Annotated in this window: 10 protein-coding genes; 4 read left to right on the top strand and 6 right to left on the bottom strand. The window is 71.4% G+C overall.

What is annotated here, in order from left to right; translation table 11 throughout:
• Positions 1-31: 31 nt before the first annotated feature.
• On the top strand, positions 32-1,618 hold the full coding sequence (locus H4687_RS12430) for a Na+/H+ antiporter (RefSeq protein ID WP_046912701.1): 1,587 nt from the start codon (positions 32-34) through the stop codon (positions 1,616-1,618).
• A 342-nt stretch (positions 1,619-1,960) separates the two neighbouring features.
• Here the strand turns inward: H4687_RS12430 and H4687_RS12425 are convergent, their stop codons facing one another.
• Positions 1,961-3,085 carry a mechanosensitive ion channel family protein gene (locus H4687_RS12425; RefSeq protein WP_046912702.1) on the bottom strand — a complete coding sequence of 375 codons (1,125 nt, stop codon included), beginning with the start codon at positions 3,083-3,085 and terminating at the stop codon, positions 1,961-1,963.
• Between the two features lie 167 nt (positions 3,086-3,252).
• Between H4687_RS12425 and H4687_RS12420 the strand changes: the two genes are divergently transcribed.
• Complete coding sequence (locus H4687_RS12420) at positions 3,253-3,822, top strand: dienelactone hydrolase family protein (RefSeq protein ID WP_046912720.1); 570 nt, start codon at positions 3,253-3,255, stop codon at positions 3,820-3,822.
• A gap of 23 nt (positions 3,823-3,845) precedes the next feature.
• Here H4687_RS12420 and H4687_RS12415 read toward each other — a convergent pair whose 3' ends face one another.
• A complete protein-coding gene (locus H4687_RS12415) occupies positions 3,846-5,522 on the bottom strand; it encodes an alkaline phosphatase D family protein (protein ID WP_046912703.1) in 1,677 nt (558 codons plus the stop codon).
• Between the two features lie 220 nt (positions 5,523-5,742).
• Complete coding sequence (locus H4687_RS12410; protein ID WP_225966667.1) at positions 5,743-9,021, bottom strand: helix-turn-helix transcriptional regulator; 3,279 nt, start codon at positions 9,019-9,021, stop codon at positions 5,743-5,745.
• 272 nt (positions 9,022-9,293) lie between these two features.
• Between H4687_RS12410 and H4687_RS12405 the strand changes: the two genes are divergently transcribed.
• Positions 9,294-9,926 carry a hypothetical protein gene (locus H4687_RS12405; RefSeq protein WP_046912705.1) on the top strand — a complete coding sequence of 211 codons (633 nt, stop codon included), beginning with the start codon at positions 9,294-9,296 and terminating at the stop codon, positions 9,924-9,926.
• Between the two features lie 128 nt (positions 9,927-10,054).
• Here the strand turns inward: H4687_RS12405 and H4687_RS12400 are convergent, their stop codons facing one another.
• From H4687_RS12400 to H4687_RS12390, 3 genes are all read right to left on the bottom strand, one after another.
• A complete protein-coding gene (locus tag H4687_RS12400) occupies positions 10,055-10,855 on the bottom strand; it encodes a DsbA family protein (protein ID WP_046912706.1) in 801 nt (266 codons plus the stop codon).
• Positions 10,856-10,934: 79 nt separating this feature from the next.
• Positions 10,935-11,621, bottom strand: a complete 687-nt coding sequence (locus tag H4687_RS12395; protein WP_046912707.1) for a hypothetical protein — start codon at positions 11,619-11,621, stop codon at positions 10,935-10,937.
• Positions 11,622-11,720: 99 nt separating this feature from the next.
• Complete coding sequence (locus H4687_RS12390; RefSeq protein ID WP_046912708.1) at positions 11,721-13,055, bottom strand: DUF2252 domain-containing protein; 1,335 nt, start codon at positions 13,053-13,055, stop codon at positions 11,721-11,723.
• Positions 13,056-13,271: 216 nt separating this feature from the next.
• Here H4687_RS12390 and dnaE point away from each other — a divergent pair, with 216 nt between their 5' ends.
• The gene (dnaE, locus tag H4687_RS12385; protein ID WP_046912721.1) at positions 13,272-16,811 is read left to right on the top strand and encodes a DNA polymerase III subunit alpha; all 3,540 of its coding nucleotides are present in this window, start codon (positions 13,272-13,274) and stop codon (positions 16,809-16,811) included.
• Positions 16,812-16,879 lie beyond the last annotated feature (68 nt).

The raw sequence follows: 16,879 nt of genomic DNA, 5'->3' as shown, positions 1-16,879 counted from the left end.
TCTTGATCGTCTAGCACCAGCGGAGCGCCCCATGGATCAGTTGGCCCTGTTCTTCGTGTTGCTGGTCGGGGCCGTGGTCAGTGTGCCGGTGGGGGAGCGGCTGAAACTGCCGGCGCCGGTGCTGATGACGCTGCTGGGCATCGCCCTCGCCGTACCCGGCTTCGTGCCCAACGTGCAGATCCCGCCCGAGCTGATCCTGCCGCTGCTGTTGCCGCCGTTGCTCTACGCGGCGGTGCGGCGGACCTCCTGGCGGCAGTTCACGGCGAACCTGCGGCCGATCCTCCTGCTGGCCGTGGCGCTGGTGTTCGTGACCACCGCCGCCGTGGCCGCCGTGGCACACGCGATCGTGCCCGGTCTGCCGATCGCGGCGGCCCTCGCGCTCGGCGCTCTGGTCGCGCCGCCCGACCCGGTGGCGGCGACGGCCGTGGCGGGCCAACTCGGGCTGCCGCGCCGACTGGTGTCGATCCTGGAGGGCGAGGGTCTCTTCAACGACGTCACGGCCATCGTGCTCTACCACGTGGCCATCGCCGCGGCCGTCAGCGGATCCTTCTCCTGGCCCCAGGCCGCGCTCCAGCTCGTGCTGTCGGGGGTCGTCGCCGTCGTCGTGGGGATCGTGCTCGGCTGGGCCGCCAACAAGCTGATGGACTTCCTGGAGGACGCGACGCTGCAGATCGGGCTGACCCTGCTCGTGCCGTACGCGTCGTACGTGATGGCCGAGGAGTTGCACGGGTCCGGGGTGCTCGCGGTGCTCACGACCGCGTTGTTCCTCGCGGAGTACGCGCTCGGGGCGGACGACGTCCTGACACGGCTCGCCGGGCACACCGTCTGGGACGTCGTGGACACGCTCGTCACCGGCGTCGCCTTCGGGCTGATCGGGCTGGAGCTGCACAACGCGATCCGTACGGCGTCCGGGCGGTGGCAGGAGATGCTCGGCTGGGCGGCGGCCGTCGTGGTCGTCGTGGTGCTCGTCCGGCTGGCATGGCTGCTGCCGGCCACCTGGCTGGCCCGGCGGCTGCACGCCAAGCGGGACTACGACGAGGAGATTCCCGTGTCGTGGCGTGAGACCGTGGTGATGTGGTGGTCGGGGATGCGGGGGGTGGCGTCCGTGGCGCTGGCGCTCGCGATTCCGCTGGAGACCGAGAGCGGGGCGCCGTTCCCCGACCGGGACGAGATCGTGTTCATCGCGTTCGGCGTGATCATGGCGACGCTGGTGCTGCAGGGGCTGACCCTGCCGCGGCTGGTGCGGTGGTTGGGGGTACGGGCGGATGAAGGGGCCGAGAAGGATTTCGAGAAGGTGTTGGCCGTGCGGGCGGCGAAGGCGGCGAAGCGGCGGCTGAAGGAGATCGAGGAGACGGAGGAGCTGCCGGAGGAGATGTCCGAGCGGCTGCTGCGGCGGGCCTTCGAGATCGGGGTGCGGATCAGCCCGGAGGTGGGGGAGGACGAGCGCCGGGAGGGGCACGAGCAGCGGGTGCACAGGCTTCGCCGGATGCGGCGGATCCAGGGGGAGATGCTGAGCGCGGCTCGGCACGAGGTGCTGGCCGCGCGCAGTGAGCCGGGGGCGAATCCCGAGGTGGTGGACCGGGTGCTGCGGCATCTGGATGTGCGCAGTCTGCGGTGAGTTGGCGGGCCGGCTGCGGTGAGTCGGTGGGTGTGAATGCGGGTGCGGGTGCGTCTGCGGGTGGGTGGGAGGTCTCGCCGTCGGGTCTCCCACCCGCGCACCGCCTGTGACTCCCAGGTGGAGACGCGCGGGTCTCCTGTGGGGTCGAGCGCCGTCGGCGGGTGCGCGTGCTGGTCGCTCGGCGGCGAGCCGCCCCTGCCTCCCTGGCCGCTCGCCGGACGGGCCGCCCCTGCCTCCCTGGTCGCTCGGCTGACGTGGTCCGGGGCGACGGGAGCGCGGGGCGCAGGCGCGGGTGCGGGCTCAGGGGGCGTGAACGGCCGCTGAGTCCGCACCCGCGGTCTGTCAGCCTCTGCCCGTCGACCTCGGGGGTTCGTGGACTCGGCTGCGCGTGAGGCGGGGGACGCGGCCGTCGACGTGGCCGTTGGGGTGGGTCGGGGAGAGGACCGCGTCGGCGGTGTTGACGCGGGGGAGGGCGTACGGGTGGGTCTCGGTGAGCCAGTGGACGAGCTGTTCGCGGACGGTGACGCGGACGGTCCACAGGTCGTCCGGGTCCTTGGCGGTGACGAGGGCGCGTACCTCCATGGTGGAGGGGGTCGTGTCGGTGACGGTCAGGTCGTAGTGACGGCCGTCCCACGCGGAGCAGGACCGCAGGATGTCGCGGAGCTTGTCGCGCATCGCGGGCAACGGCGCGGCGTGGTCGACGTGGAGGAAGACCGTGCCGGTCATCTGGGCGCCGCCGCGGGACCAGTTCTCGAAGGGCTTCGAGGTGAAGTACGAGACCGGCATCGTGATGCGGCGCTCGTCCCAGGTGCGGACCGTCAGGAAGGTGAGGGTGATCTCGTCGACCGTGCCCCACTCGCCCTCCACCACGACCACGTCACCGAGGCGGACCATGTCGCCGAAGGCGATCTGCAGCCCGGCGAAGAGGTTGCTCAGCGTGGACTGCGCGGCGATACCGGCGACGATGCCGAGCAGTCCGGCCGAGGCCAGCAGCGAGGCGCCGGCCGCGCGCATCGCCGGGAAGGTCAGCAGCATCGTGGCCGCGGCGACCACACCGACGATCGCCGAGACCACCCGCATGATCAGCGTCACCTGGGTGCGCACCCGGCGTACCCGGGCGGCGTCGCGGTGGACGCGGGCGTAACGGCTGTACGTCGTCTCCACTATCGCCGCCGCGATGCGGATCACCAGCCAGGCCGTCGAGCCGATCAGCACCAGCGTCAGGGTGCGGCCGACGGCGGTCCGGTGCTGCTCCAGCAGTTGCGCCTCGTCGTACGTCGCTCTGAGCAAGGCCGCGCACAGGACCAGCTGGTAGGGGATGCGGCCGCGGCGCAGCAGGCCCCACAGAGGTGTCTCGTGGTGCCGCTGGTCCGCTTTGCGCAGCAGCAGGTCGGTCGTCCAGCCGATGAGCAGCGTGAGGACGACCGAACCGCCGACGACGATCAATGGGCGGAGTAGATTCTCCATGCCTTCGAACGTAACCGGCCGCGCGGGGTCATGAACATGTGACTTCCGACGCGCTCTGGGTACGGGCGTCGCGGCCGTACGGCGAACCGGCCGCCGAACCGGCCGGCGGGCTGCTCGGGGAACCGGTCGGCGGGCCGGCTGTCGGACCCGGCTGGCACGATGGACTCATGAACATCGTGCTCTTCCACTCGACCTACGGTCTGCGGCCCGCCGTGCGCGACGCGGCGGACCGGCTGCGCGCCGCCGGACACGAGGTGTGGACCCCCGACCTCTTCGCCGGACGGACGTTCGACACGGTCGAGGACGGCATGGCCTTCAACGAGGAGCTGGGCAGGGAGGAGCTTCTCAAGCGGGCGGTCCTGGCCGCCGCGCCGTACTCGGAGCGGGGCCTCGTCTACGCCGGGTTCTCCCTGGGAGCCGCGACCGCCCAGACGTTGGCCCTGGGCGACAAGAACGCGCGCGGGCTGCTGCTTCTGCACGGCACCTCGGACATCGCCGCCACCGCGTCCGTGGACGACCTGCCCGTCCAACTGCACGTCGCCGAGCCCGACCCCTTCGAGCCGGACGACTGGCTGAGCGCCTGGTACCTCCAGATGCGCAGGGTCGGGGCCGACGTCGAGGTCTACAGATACGCCGGAGCCGGCCACCTCTACACCGACCCCGAGCTGCCGGACTACGACGAGGAGGCCGCCGAGGCCACCTGGCGGGTGGCGCTCGGCTTCCTCGAAACCCTCTAGTCCCGCGGCTGGTTCATCGCGCCCTACACGGGGTCGTACGTCCGCTCCACCTTCTGGGTTCCGCTCCGGGTCCGGTACGAGCGTGCCCAGGAGGACGTCGCGTCGGGCTTCGTACGGTCGGAGAGGACGTAGAAGTCCATCTGGGCCCGCGCGGCGGTGATGTCCAGCACGCCGTAGCCGTGGCGGTCGGTGTCGACCCAGTGCACATGCCGGTTGGCGGCGCGGATGAGCGGGGAGGCCAGCGCGGAGACGGTGCCCTCGGGGACCTTGACGAGGTCGTCGAGGTTGTCGGAGGTGACCGAGGTGACCACGAACTCGGTGGCGGCGGAGGCCGACAGCGGGTACGTCCCGGCGTTGACCGGTACGTCGTTGGCCCAGGCCATGTGGATGTCGCCGGTGAGGAAGACCGTGTTGCCGATCGCGTTCTGCCGTAGATGGGCGAGGAGTTCGCGGCGGTCGTCGGTGTAGCCGTCCCACTGGTCGGGGTTGAGGGCGAGGCCCTCCTTCGGCAGACCGAGCAGCTCCGCGAGGGGCTCGAAGAGGTCGGCCGTGAGGTTGCCGAGGGCGAACGGCGCCATCATCACCGAGTTGCCGACCAGCCGCCACGTCGTGTCGGACGACTTCAGCCCGGCCTTCAGCCAGTCGAGCTGGGCCCGGCCCGTCAGCGTACGGTCCGGGTCGTCGACCTCGCCGTCGCCCACGCCCACCTGCTGCGAGCGGAACGAGCGCAGGTCCAGCAGGGAGAGGTCGACGAGCTTGCCGAAGCGCAGACGGCGGTAGGTGGTGCCCGCGAGCGCCGGGCGCACCGGCATCCACTCGAAGTACGCCTGCTTGGCCGCCGCCTTCCGGGCCGCCCAGGTGCCTTCCGCGCCCTCGGTGTGGTTCTCGGCGCCGCCCGACCACGCGTCGTTGGCGATCTCGTGGTCGTCCCAGATGGCCACGACCGGCGCGACCGCGTGCAGGGCCTGCAGATCCGGGTCGGTCTTGTAGCGGGCGTGCCGGACGCGGTAGTCCGCGAGGGAGACGATCTCGTGGGTCGGCGCGTGCGGGCGTACGACCTTGCCGCGGGTGGCGTACTCGCCGGTGCCGTACTCGTAGATGTAGTCGCCGAGGTGCAGCCAGGCGTCCAGGTCGCCGCGCGCGGCCAGATGGCGGTAGGCGGAGAAGTGGCCGCCCTCCCAGTTGGCGCAGGAGACCACGCCGAAGCGCAGGTTGGCGGTGGTGGCGTCGGCGGCCGGGGCGGTGCGGGTGCGGGCGGCGGGCGAGTCGGTGCCGCCGGCCGAGAAGCGGAACCAGTAGTTCGTGGCGGGCAGCAGGCCGCGGACGTCGGCCTTGACGGTGTGGTCGGAGGCGGCGGTCGCGGTCGTCGAGCCCTTGGCGACGATGTTCGTGAACGCCTTGTCCAGGGCGACGGTCCAGCCGACCTCGATGTCCGGGCCGAGACCGGAACCGGGTATCGCGGCGGCGGTGGGCGTCACCCGGGTCCACAGCAGGACACCGTCGGGCAGCGGGTCGCCGGAGGCGACCCCGTGCAGGAAGGCGGGGGACTGCGCCGCGTGTGCCGGGATCACGGCGGCGAGCGGCGCGGCGAGAACGGCCCCGGCGGCGGCCGCCTTGACGACCGTACGGCGACTCGGGGCGGCCGAACCCGTGGGCTGGGCGGGGGAGTCGGGGCGGGAGTGAGATCTGCGACTGGTCACGGCCGATGAGATTACTGATCGGTAGGGCCGGGGGTAAGACAGAAGCCTGAAATCCGCGCAGAGTTCAGACGGTTGTGCGCTGTACGTCGGGTGGCGAGCGCGGGCCGGGGCGGGCTGAGGAGTCGTCAGCGGCCGTGCCACGGCGGGCCGGGCGCCGAGGAAACACCGTCCGCTGTCCCGCCGTCTGGGCCGGCGGCCGACCCACGAGCCGGCCCGCCGGTCACCGCTCGTCGGCGTATTTCCTGGCCAGTGCGATCAGGGCGGCGCGGTCGGGGCGGCCGGTGCGGTCACGGAGGCTGGCGAGGTGCTTCTCGACGGTGCGGGGGGAGAGGAACAGGTGCTCGGCGATCTCCTGGTTGCCCAGCCGGGCACCGAGCAGCCGCAGGACCTCGTACTCCCGTGCGGTCACCCCCGCGCGCCGCAGCTCTGCCGGGATGGTGTCGTGGCCCCGGCGGCGGCGGGGCACGGGGGAGCCCGCGTCGCGCAACAGCGCCCGGCACGCGGCCGACACGCGGGTCGTGCCCCGCTCGTGGAAGAACTGCTCGGCGGCACGCAGCCATTCGACGGGCCGGCCCCAGCCGTCGGCGAGCGCGGCCTCGGCACCCAGGCGCAGACAGAGATGCGCGGCCAGGGGGATCCCGGCGGTGCCGGTCAGCGCCTCCTCCGCCGCCTTGGCGGCCTCGGCGGCGCGGCCCTCGCGGCCCAGCAGGACGGCTCGGGACCAGCCGGCGAAGGGGCGGTCCCACTGGACCTGGGCGAGCCGTTCGGTGCCGGGGCCGTCCAGGTCGCCCCAGTCGGCCGTGCCGCGCAGGGTGCGCAGGAGGAGGTACGGGCCGAGGAAGCCGGTCACGCCACCGGTGCTGGGCAGTGCCCGCATGACCCCGTCCGCCTCCGTGAACTCGGCCAGCGCGCGGTCGGGTTCCTCCCGCAGCAGGGAGCAGATGCCCTGGGCCCAGCCCCACACGGAGGTGTCGGCGTAGCCCCACAGGGCCCCGGCGCTCCGCCCGGCGAGTGCGCGCTCCAGGGTGCGCAGGGTGGCGTCGAGCTTCTCCCGCTCCCCGAGCGAGGCGGCGATGATGCCGTCCACGCCGACGCCGATCAGCTCCACCTCGCGCAGCCGCAGTCTGCGGGCCGTCGCCCGGAGCCGGCGCGCGGACTCCGTCGCCCGGTCGTGTTCGTCGCGCAGGATGTGGGCCAGGGTCAGGTGCATGTCGGCCCAGGCCGTCAGGAGCACCGCGCCGGTGTCCTCGGCGGCCGCGCGGGCGGCGAGCAGCCGGTCCGTGCCGGTGAACCGGACACGGTCGAGCACGCCCAGTTCCAGCAGGCCGCGGATCCGCCACACCGGCAGCGCGTGGGCCTCGGCGGTGGCGACCAGCCGGGCGAACGCGTCCTCCGCCTCGCCGAGGTCCCGGGGCCGCAGGCAGTAGCCGAGCATGTTCAGCGCCTTGCACGCCACCTCCGGCAGCCCCACCTCCTCGGCGGTCGCGACGGCGCCCTCGGCGAGCGCACGGGCGCCCTCCAGCCGGTCCGGGCGCTGCGAGTTGAGCACCAGGTGGGCGGCGACCGCGTCCAGGGCCGCGCGGGCCGCCGGGTCGGGCGTGTCGCCGAGCAGCTCCCTCGCCCGACGTACGGCGGTCAGGCCGCCCTCCCACTGCTGGGCGGTCGCGGCGGCCCGCGCGCGGGCCAGGAAGCCCGCCGCCCGGCGCGTGGCCGGCGCGCCCGAGACCGTCAGGACCCGGTCCAGCCGGTCTCCCAGCTCGGGCACGCGCCGTACGTCTCCGGTGAGGACCAGCGTGTCGAGCAGTTCCTCCAGCAGCCGGGCCACGGCCTCGGGCGGTGCGTCCGGTGTGTCGGCGGTCAGCTCCAGACCCCGGTCGAGGAGTTCCACGGCCGTCAGCAACGCACCCCGCGCGACCGCCTGGCGCCCGGCCCGGACGAGCAGCACGGCCGCCCGCGCCGACCGCCCTCCGGCCACGCACAGCTCCGCGGCGAGCCGGTACAGGTCGTCGTCGGCGTCTCCGCCCAGGCGCCGGCGGGGGTGGTCCGACCCGGAGGAGAGGCCGACACGGTGGCTCCCGCCGCCCTCGTGTTCGCCGCGTCCGTCCCAGCTGCTCGGGCGTGTCGGATCGGTCCCGTCGGCGGTCGTCCCTTCGAGGCCCGCCTCGGCAAGGTCCGCCTCGGCAAGGTCCGCCGCGTCGAGGCCTGCCCGGTCGAAGCCCGGACCGCCGGCGCTCGCCTCCTGACGCCCCACCCCCTTCGCCGCCTCGATCGCGTCCGCCGCCGCCAGACACAGGGCCGTGCGCTCCGGCGGGAGGAGGCGGCGGGTGATGGCGTCGGCGGTGAGGGCGTGGCGGAAGGTGTGCCAGCCGGGATCCGACGCGGTGGTGGCGTCGGAGACCAGGTGGGCGTGGGCCGCGTGGCGGAGCTGGGTGAGGGCGGTGGCGTGGTCCAGGCCCGCCGCGCGGGCGGCGATGTCCACGGGAAAGCGTCTGCCGAGGACCGCCGCCGCCTCCAGCAGGGCGATGCCGGCCGCCGGCAGCTGGTCCACGCGCTGCAGGACGGCGGCGGCGACGGTGTCGGGCACGCCGGCGTCCAGCGAGCCGGTCACCGCCCAGCGGGAGTCGTCCCGGACGAGACCGCCGCCGTCGACCATGGCCCGCAGCAGTTCCTCCACCACGAAGGGAACGCCCTCGGACACGGTGTGCAGCCGGTCCAGCACCGCCGCCGGGACGTCCTCGGCGGTGTCGTGGCCCAGACACCGGGCGGCCAGCTCGGCGGTGCCGCCCGGCCCGAGGCGGGCGAGGCGGACCGTGCGGGCCGTACGACGGGACGTGGCGCCCTCGGCGAGGGCGAGCGCCGGGCCGGGCTCGCCGCGCAGGGTGGCCAGCAGCACGGCACGCTGGCCGGAGAGGTTGTCCGTCAGATAGTCGACGATGGCGAGCGTGTCGGCGTCCGCGTCGTGCAGATCCTCCAGCACCAGGACGCAGCCGCCCTCCCGGCCGAGGACGTGCAGGAGCCGGAGCACCGCCTCGGCGTACCCGACGAGCGGGGCGCCGTCCTGCGGTGCCAGCCCGCACAGCCGGGACAACAGCGGTTCGTAGAAGCCCAGATCCCCGCCCGAGGGCGCCCCCTCGCCCCGTAACCCCGAGAACACCGCCTCCGCCAGCGGACGCAGGGGCACGGCCCGCCCGGCGGACGCGGCGCGCCCGCGCAGGACCCGTGCCCCGGCAGCGGCGGCGGCCGCCGCGGCGTCCTCGACGAGCCGGGACTTGCCGATACCGGGCTCGCCCAGCACGAACACCGACGAACCCCGACCGTCCCGGGCCGCCCCGACGGCAGCCGTCAGCAGGTCCCGCTCCGCCTGTCTGCCCACCGGAGCGGGCGACGACAACGACGAGAAGGACGTGAGGGACGAGAAGGGCGAGAACGCCGGAACCGACGAGTACGCCGAGGACCGCGTCGAGGAGAACGACGACGGCATCGAAGAGAACGACGACAACTGCAGGCCCCCTGCGCCCTGTCGGGATGGTCGTGGCAACCCGCGTACGCCCCCGTACGCAACCCCCGCCGGGCACCCCTCGAATGCGCCTTCGAGGCGCGTACAGGGTAGCCCCCACTTCCCCGGGGGTCGCACCACTACATGGGGGATCTTCCCCGATATCCGGGGGCCCGGCGTCCGGCAGGCTTCTGTTCGGCAGGGCAGGGGGGACAGGGCATGACCCGGGGGGACATGCCCTGCCTGCCTCTTTTTCTTTCGGCAGGGAGGTCGTCATGCAGCGTGCCCGGATCTGGGTCGCCGCAGGAGTGCTGGGCGCGGTCCTGTGCGGGTGTTCGTCACCCGCCGCGACCACGGGGGCCGGGAGCGGCGGCGGATCGTCGTCGGGCGGGGCCGCCGCGGACGAACCGGAGGTCCCGGTGACGACCCAGGACCTGGAGCGGGTCTGCTCGGACGGGCTCGGCTTCGAAGGGCTGCCGGCCTACGACCGGGCGAAGAAGACCGTGCACCCGGCGCAGCTCATGAACAGCACCGGCGACGGCTGGACGAGCAGCGTGCCCGTCGACGGCGACTTCCCCAAGGGCTGGTTCCTCGGCTACGAGGACAAGCCGGAGGAGGCGGAGCTGGTCGTCTGCGTCGAGCGCACGAAGGCCACCGCGACCGGCAAGGTCTGCGACATGGAGGCCGACGGCAAGCCGCTGAAGATCCGGACGTACAACACCTCGTACCGGGTGCGGGTCGTCGAGGCGCGCACCGGCAAGGAGCAGTACGCGTACAAGGGCAAGGCCGAGTCCGACGAGTGCCCGGTCTACATCTTCACCTCGGACGACGAGGACGCCGACAAGTACTACAACGAGGTCCGTGCCGAGGACTACCGCAAGCGCGTGAAGCCGTACATCGCGCCGTAGCCGCCGAGCCGTCGTAGCCCCCGCAGCCGCCGCAGCCGCCGTCGGGCGGGCGCCCCGGAGCCGTTCTCCGGGGCGCCCGCCCGTTCACGCGCGCCCTGCGGCGGCCGCCTGCCGCCGCCTGCGGCCCGCTACTTGGTGACGCCCGCGTCCTTGAGCGCCTTCTCCCAGTCCGCGACCGTCGACGGATTGGCGATCACCTTGTCGTTGATCTTGATGGTCGGAGTCGACTTGACCCCGTCGGCGTCGTCGAAGGACTTGCTCATCCTCATCGCCCAGGCGTCGTAGGTGCCCTTCCTCACGGCGTCCTGGAACTTCTTGTCGTTCTTCAGCGCGTCGACCGTGTTCGCCACCTTGATCAGATAGCCGTCCTTGGCGAACTCGTCGGTGGTCTCCTCCGGGTGGTACTTCGTCGAGTACAGCGCGGTCTTGTAGGCGAGGAACGCGTCGGGGCTGACGTCCAGGGCGGCGCCGAGGGCGCTCAGCGCGTTCTTCGAGCCCTCGCCGGTGAGGTTGCCGTCCAGGAAGGTGCCCAGCGTGAAGGAGAGCTTGTAGTCGCCGTCCTTCATGCCCTTGTTCACCGTCTCGCCGACGGTCTGCTCGAAGGCGGCGCAGGCCGGGCAGCGCGGGTCCTCGTACAGGTGGACCACGTTCTTGGTCGTGGAGTCGCCGATCAGCACGGTGGTGCCGTTCTTGCCCGAGGTGTTCGCCGGGGCCACCACCGTGGCCTTGGCGGCCTCCTCCCACTTGGTGGGCTGGTTGTTCTGGACGACGGCGTAGCCGATGCCGCCGGCTATCGCGAGGACCGCGACGATCGAGGACGCCACGATCGCCTGCCGCCTGACCTTCGCGCGCTTGGCCTGACGCTCGCGCTCCAGACGCAGCCGCTCACGGGCCGCCGACTTCGCCGCGCTGCTGTTCCGCTTGCTCATGTGGATGAACTCCCTGGGAGACGCGCACACGTGGTGCGCGCAGAGATGTGAGGGGGACCTGTTCGTGCTCAGGAGGTGGTCACGCGAAGGTGACCGAGCACGGCGGTCCACGCCGCCCCAGGGAGTGCGTGTGGAGAAGGGTGCGGGCACTGGTCGTACGGTGCGCGGTGCGCGTCGGCCGGTGCTGGGCCCGCGGGGGCCGCACCAGGACCGCGGCGACCGCGATCAGCAGCGGCCGGAAACCCGCGGCGACCGCCGCGTCCAGCAGCTGGGCCAGCGCCCGCTCGCCGCGCCGCAGCCAGGCGGCGGCCAGCAGGCCGACGCCGATGTGCGCGGCGAGCAGCAGCCAGGCGACCCCCGGACCGGCGCCCGCGAGCAGCGCCGCCGCCCGCTCGGAACCGCCGGCGACCCGCGCCAGCGGCGCGCCCACACTGCCGCCGCCGCACAGCACGTCCAGCCCGACCTGGCGCAGCGGACCCGTGACGGGGCCGCCCGCCTCGCCGTAACAGGCGTGCTGACCCGCGGTGAAGACCGTGTCGGCGGTCAGCTCCAGCGGGATCAACACGCCGGCGATCCGCCCGAAGCCGCGCTCGCGGCCGGCCAGCGCGTAGGCGACGAGGAAGACGGCGGCGGTGATCGCGCCGACGACGGTGAGCGGGAGCGGGACCCCGGACAGCAGCACGTGCGACGCGGTGCCGAGCGTCACGACGACAGCCGTGAACAGCGCCGCGCGCACGGCTCTGAAGTGGGTCCCGGATATGTCCATGGCGACTGAGAGTGTCCCACGCGGGCACGTAAGGGACCGCTAAAAGGTCCCTGTGAGTGCCCGACGTCTCGTCCGCGTCGGTGTCCCTTCCGCGTGTGCTCAGTGGTTGCGCAGGCCGGGGATCCGGCCGTTGCGGAAGAGGTCGACGAAGATCTGGTGGTCCTTGCGCGCGCGAGCCCCGTAGGCGTGCGCGAAGTCCACCAGGAGCGGTGCGAAGCCCTCCTCGTCTGCGGCGATCGCCGCGTCGATGGCCCGCTCCGTGGAGAACGGCACCAGGGACTGCCCCGTCAGGTCGTCGGCCGCCGCGTGCATCGTGGCCGTGGCCCGGCCGAGGTCGGCGACGACCGTCGCGATCTCCTCCAGGTCGTCGATGTCGCTCCAGTCCAGGTCCACCGCGTACGGCGACACCTCGGCGACCAGCTGCCCGGCACCGTCCAGCTCGGTCCAGCCCAGCCACGGGTCGGCGTGGGCCTGCAGGGCCCGCTGCGAGATCACCGTGCGGTGACCCTCGTGCTGGAAGTAGTCACGGATCCGCTGGTCGGTGATGTGCCGGGAGACGGCCGGGGTCTGGGCCTGCTTGATGTAGATCACCACATCGTTCTCCAGGGCGTCGCTCTGCCCCTCCAGCAGGATGTTGTACGACGGCAGGCCCGCCGAGCCGATGCCGATGCCCCGGCGGCCGACGACGTCCTTCACCCGGTAGGAGTCCGGGCGGGTCAGCGAGGACTCCGGGAGCGTCTCCAGATAGCCGTCGAAGGCGGCCAGCACCTTGTAGCGCGTGGCCGCGTCCAGCTCGATGGAACCACCCCCCGGCGCGAAGCGGCGCTCGAAGTCGCGGATCTCCGTCATCGAGTCCAGCAGGCCGAAGCGGGTCAACGAGCGGGCGTCGCGCAGCGCGTCCAGCAGCGGGCCCTGGGCGGTGTCGAGCGTGAACGGAGGCACCTCGTCCCGCTTGGCGCCGGTCGCCACCGCGTGGATCCGCTCGCGGTAGGCGGCCGCGTAGGTCTCCACCAGCTCCGTGATCTGCTCGTCGCCGAGCGCCTTCGCGTATCCGATGAGCGCCACGGAGGCGGCGAAGCGCTTCAGGTCCCAGGTGAAGGGGGCGACGTACGCCTCGTCGAAGTCGTTCACATTGAAGATCAGACGGCCCGTGGAGTCCATGTACGTGCCGAAGTTCTCCGCGTGCAGGTCGCCGTGGATCCACACGCGGGAGGTGCGCTCGTCCAGGAACGGACCGGCGGCCTTCTCGTCGTCCAGATCCTTGTAGAACAGGCACGCCGTGCCCCGGTAGAACGCGAAGGCCGAGGCCGCCATCTTCCGGAACTTCACGCGGAACGCGGCCGGATCGGCGGCCAGGAGCTGGCCGAAGGCGGTGTCGAAGACGGCGAGGATCTCCTCGCCGCGTCGCTCGTCGTCGAGCTGTGGAACCGACATCGCGGGGTGCCTCCTGATGATCACGGGTGGGTCGAACTCTCAACGTGCGAAGCCGCGCGCGAGTGCCCGCGACTCTCTGTCGAAAGGTACGGGGGACACCCCTCGCGGTGTCAGTCCCGAGGCATAGACTTCGACGCTGTCCCCCAGACTGTCCGTAGCCCGTGGGGATGCCGTTCACGCCTGTTTCCCCTGTTGTGTCCCTTGGAGGCCGAAGCCGTGTCAAAGCCGCCGTTCACGCACCTGCACGTCCACACCCAGTACTCGCTGCTGGACGGTGCCGCGCGGCTCAAGGACATGTTCAACGCGTGCAACGAGATGGGCATGACCCACATCGCGATGTCCGACCACGGCAACCTCCACGGGGCCTACGACTTCTTCCACACCGCCAAGAAGGCCGGCGTCACCCCGATCATCGGCATCGAGGCGTACGTCGCCCCCGAGTCCCGGCGCAACAAGCGCAAGATCCAGTGGGGCCAGCCGCACCAGAAGCGCGACGACGTGTCCGGTTCGGGTGGTTACACGCACAAGACGATCTGGGCGGCGAACAGGACGGGCCTGCACAACCTCTTCAAGCTCTCCTCCGACGCGTACGCCGAGGGCTGGCTGCAGAAGTGGCCCCGCATGGACAAGGAGACCATCTCCCAGTGGTCCGAGGGGCTCATCGCCTCCACCGGCTGCCCCTCCGGCGAGTTGCAGACCCGGCTGCGCCTCGGCCAGTTCGACGAGGCGGTGAAGGCGGCCTCGGAGTACCAGGACATCTTCGGCAAGGACCGCTACTTCCTGGAGCTGATGGACCACGGCATCGACATCGAGCACCGGGTCCGCGAGGACCTGCTCCGCGTCGGCAAGAAGCTCGGCATCCCGCCGCTGGTCACGAACGACTCGCACTACACGTACGCGCACGAGGCGACCGCGCACGACGCGCTGCTGTGCATCCAGACCGGCAAGAACCTCTCCGACCCGGACCGCTTCAAGTTCGACGGCACCGGCTACTACCTGAAGTCCACCGAGGAGATGTACGCCGTCGACTCCTCGGACGCCTGGCAGGAGGGCTGTGCCAACACCCTGCTGGTCGCCGAGCAGATCGACACCTCCGGCATGTTCGAGGCCAAGAACCTCATGCCGAAGTTCGACATCCCCGACGGCTTCACCGAGGTCACCTGGTTCCAGGAGGAGGTCCGCCGGGGGATGGAGCGCCGCTTCCCCGGCGGCATCCCCGACGACCGGCAGAAGCAGGCCGAGTACGAGATGGACGTCATCATCCAGATGGGGTTCCCGGGGTACTTCCTCGTCGTCGCGGACTTCATCATGTGGGCCAAGAGCCAGGGCATCGCGGTCGGCCCCGGCCGCGGTTCCGCCGCCGGCTCGATCGTCGCGTACGCCATGGGCATCACCGACCTCGACCCGATCCCGCACGGCCTGATCTTCGAGCGGTTCCTCAACCCCGAGCGCGTCTCCATGCCCGATGTCGACATCGACTTCGACGAGCGCAGGCGCGTCGAGGTGATCCGGTACGTCACCGAGAAGTACGGCGCCGACAAGGTCGCCATGATCGGCACCTACGGCAAGATCAAGGCGAAGAACGCCATCAAGGACTCCGCGCGCGTGCTGGGCTACCCGTACGCGATGGGCGACCGGCTCACCAAGGCGATGCCCGCCGACGTCCTCGGCAAGGGCATCGACCTCAACGGCATCACCGACCCCTCCCACCCGCGCTACAGCGAGGCGGGCGAGATCCGGTCGATGTACGAGAACGAACCGGACGTGAAGAAGGTCATCGACACCGCCAAGGGCGTCGAGGGCCTGGTCCGGCAGATGGGTGTGCACGCGGCCGGCGTGATCATGTCCAGCGAGCCCATCGTCGACCACGCCCCGATCTGGGTGCGGCACACCGACGGCGTGACGATCACCCAGTGGGACTACCCGCAGTGCGAGTCGCTCGGCCTGCTGAAGATGGACTTCCTGGGCCTGCGCAACCTCACGATCATGGACGACGCCATCAAGATGGTGAAGGCCAACAAGGGCATCGACCTGGAGATGCTCGCCCTCCCGCTGGACGACCCCAAGACCTTCGAACTGCTCTGCCGCGGTGACACCCTCGGCGTCTTCCAGTTCGACGGCGGCCCGATGCGCTCCCTGCTCCGCCAGATGCAGCCCGACAACTTCGAGGACATCTCCGCCGTCTCGGCCCTGTACCGACCGGGCCCGATGGGCATGAACTCGCACATCAACTACGCCGAGCGCAAGAACGGCCGCCAGGAGATCACCCCGATCCACAAGGAGCTGGAGGAGCCGCTCCAGGAGGTCCTCGCGGTCACCTACGGCCTGATCGTCTACCAGGAGCAGGTGCAGAAGGCCGCCCAGATCATCGCCGGGTACTCGCTCGGCGAGGCCGACATCCTGCGCCGCGTGATGGGCAAGAAGAAGCCCGACGAGCTGGCGAAGAACTTCACCATCTTCCAGGCCGGCGCCCAGAAGAACGGCTACAGCGACGAGGCCATCCAGGCCCTGTGGGACGTCCTGGTCCCCTTCGCCGGCTACGCCTTCAACAAGGCCCACTCCGCCGCGTACGGACTGGTCTCCTACTGGACCGCGTACCTCAAGGCGAACTACCCGGCCGAGTACATGGCCGCGCTGCTCACCTCGGTCAAGGACGACAAGGACAAGTCGGCGGTCTACCTCAACGAGTGCCGCCGCATGCGCATCAAGGTGCTCCCGCCGAACGTCAACGAGTCCGAGCACAACTTCGCCGCCCAGGGCGACGACGTGATCCTCTTCGGCCTCGAAGCCGTGCGCAACGTCGGTACGAACGTGGTCGAGTCGATCATCCGCAGCCGCAAGGCCAAGGGGAAGTACGCCTCCTTCCCCGACTACCTCGACAAGGTCGAGGCCGTCGCCTGCAACAAGCGCACCACCGAGTCGCTGATCAAGGCGGGCGCCTTCGACACGATGGGGCACACCCGCAAGGGCCTCACCGCGCACTTCGACTCGATGATCGACAACGTGGTCGCGGTCAAGCGCAAGGAGGCCGAGGGCCAGTTCGACCTCTTCGGCGGCATGGGCGAGGAGGAGAGCAGCGAGCCGGGCTTCGGACTCGACGTCGAGTTCACCACCGACGAGTGGGAGAAGACCTATCTCCTCGCCCAGGAGCGGGAGATGCTCGGCCTCTACGTCTCCGACCACCCCCTCTTCGGTCTGGAGCACGTGCTCTCCGACAAGGCCGACGCGGGTATCGCCCAGCTCACCGGCGGCGAGCACGCGGACGGCGCGGTCGTCACCATCGGCGGCATCATCTCCGGCCTCCAGCGCAAGATGACCAAGCAGGGCAACGCCTGGGCCATCGCCACCGTGGAGGACCTCGCCGGTTCCATCGAGTGCATGTTCTTCCCGGCGTCCTACCAGCTCGTCTCGACCCAACTCGTCGAGGACGCGGTCGTCTTCGTGAAGGGCCGCCTCGACAAGCGCGAGGAGGTGCCGCGGCTGGTCGCCATGGAGATGCAGGTCCCCGACCTGTCGAACGCGGGCACCAACGCGCCGGTGATCCTCACCATCCCGGCCACCCGTGTCACCCCGCCCATGGTCAGCCGGCTCGGCGAGATCCTGACCCACCACAAGGGCGACAGCGAGGTCCGGATCCGGCTCCAGGGCCCCACCAAGACGACCGTGCTGCGCCTGGACCGGCACCGGGTGAAGCCCGACCCGGCCCTGTTCGGCGATCTGAAGGTGCTGCTCGGTCCGTCCTGCCTGGCCGGCTGAGCGAGGCCCGGCGGAGCGCGACAGGCGTGAACTTCGCGAGGGGCGCGTCCGGTGTCACGGACGCGCCC

This window comes from Streptomyces stelliscabiei, from assembly GCF_014873495.1.
Lineage (GTDB): Bacteria > Actinomycetota > Actinomycetes > Streptomycetales > Streptomycetaceae > Streptomyces > Streptomyces bottropensis.
Note: the sequence above shows the minus strand (reverse complement) of the source record. Positions and strands in the feature narration are given on the sequence as shown.

What these genes read in the sequence shown, in the direction of transcription:
- H4687_RS12400 (WP_046912706.1), bottom strand. Translation starts at nt 10,855, where the DNA reads ATGAGCAAGCGGAACAGCAGCGCGGCGAAGTCGGCGGCCCGTGAGCGG.
- H4687_RS12425 (WP_046912702.1), bottom strand. Translation starts at nt 3,085, where the DNA reads ATGGAGAATCTACTCCGCCCATTGATCGTCGTCGGCGGTTCGGTCGTC.
- H4687_RS12395 (WP_046912707.1), bottom strand. Translation starts at nt 11,621, where the DNA reads ATGGACATATCCGGGACCCACTTCAGAGCCGTGCGCGCGGCGCTGTTC.
- H4687_RS12420 (WP_046912720.1), top strand. Translation starts at nt 3,253, where the DNA reads ATGAACATCGTGCTCTTCCACTCGACCTACGGTCTGCGGCCCGCCGTG.
- H4687_RS12405 (WP_046912705.1), top strand. Translation starts at nt 9,294, where the DNA reads ATGCAGCGTGCCCGGATCTGGGTCGCCGCAGGAGTGCTGGGCGCGGTC.
- H4687_RS12430 (WP_046912701.1), top strand. Translation starts at nt 32, where the DNA reads ATGGATCAGTTGGCCCTGTTCTTCGTGTTGCTGGTCGGGGCCGTGGTC.
- H4687_RS12390 (WP_046912708.1), bottom strand. Translation starts at nt 13,055, where the DNA reads ATGTCGGTTCCACAGCTCGACGACGAGCGACGCGGCGAGGAGATCCTC.